Annotated in this window: 1 protein-coding gene; it reads left to right on the top strand. The window is 46.0% G+C overall.

All coding sequences use genetic code 11. The annotated features are described in order from the left end of the window. Nucleotides 1-21 precede the first annotated feature (21 nt). A protein-coding gene (locus IEX62_RS23525; protein ID WP_188778825.1) for an IS3 family transposase occupies nt 22-1101 on the top strand; the annotation gives its coding sequence in 2 pieces (ribosomal slippage) (nt 22-271 and nt 271-1101; 1081 coding nt annotated over the 2 pieces). This gene is flagged as partial in the annotation.

Here is a 1101-nt window from a genome sequence, read left to right on the forward strand (position 1 = left end):
ACGAAGGAGCGGATCTCTACAATGCCAAAACAACAACGACGTACCTTTACACCAGAATTCAAAAAACAAATGGTACAACTCTATGAAAACGGGAAGTCTAGGGCAGCTTTAGTCGAGGAATATGACCTCACAGCCTCGGCTTTAGATCGGTGGATTAAGCAAACGAAGACAACGGGTTCCTTTAAAGAAAAGGACAATCGTTCGCCAGAAGAAAACGAATTGATCGCCTTGCGTAAAGAACTCCAACGTCTACGGATGGAGAATGATATTTTAAAGCAAGCCGCGCTGATCATGGGACGAAAGTAGCTATCATCCAGAATAATCGTGATAAATACTCAGTATCAGCAATGTGTGACGTCCTCGAAATCGCTAAAAGTACGTTCTACTATGAAGCCAAGGAATCGCCGAAAGAAGATGATTTGACACAAGCCATCGTGGAAATCTTCCACAAGAACCGAAAAGCCTACGGCACACGAAAACTGAAAGTAGAACTTCAGGAACGAGGGGTTATCGTCTCCAGACGTCGTATAGGCCGAATCATGCAAGAACAGGGCCTTGTCTCCACGTACACCATTGCTCAGTTCAAGCCCCACAAAACGGTTTGTAATGAGTCGAGAACAGCAAATGTATTGGATCGTGAGTTTGAACAGACGGAAAGCAAACGCTTCATCGTCAGTGATCTGACCTACGTAAAAGTTGGGCAAAGGTGGCACTACGTTTGTATCCTCATTGATCTCTTCAACCGAGAGATTATTGGTCACAGTGCAGGCCCCGCGAAGGACGCTGCGCTGATTTCCCGCGCCTTTGCTACGGTAGAAGGTGATCTCAGCCAGATCCAGTGGTTCCATACGGATCGCGGTAGCGAGTTTAACAACCACACGATGGACGAACTTCTCAAAACCTTTGGTATCGGCCGATCTCTCAGTAAGAAAGGGTGTCCCTACGATAATGCCGTGGCTGAAGCTACCTACAAGGTCATGAAAACGGAGTTTATCTACCAGATGCAATTCCACAGTCTTCCTCATCTAGAATTGGAATTATACGACTATGTCAACTGGTTTAACAAGCATCGCATTCACGGATCACTGGGATACATGACAC

Source organism: Paenibacillus hunanensis (assembly GCF_014645615.1).
Classification (GTDB): Bacteria; Bacillota; Bacilli; order Paenibacillales; family Paenibacillaceae; genus Saccharibacillus; species Saccharibacillus hunanensis.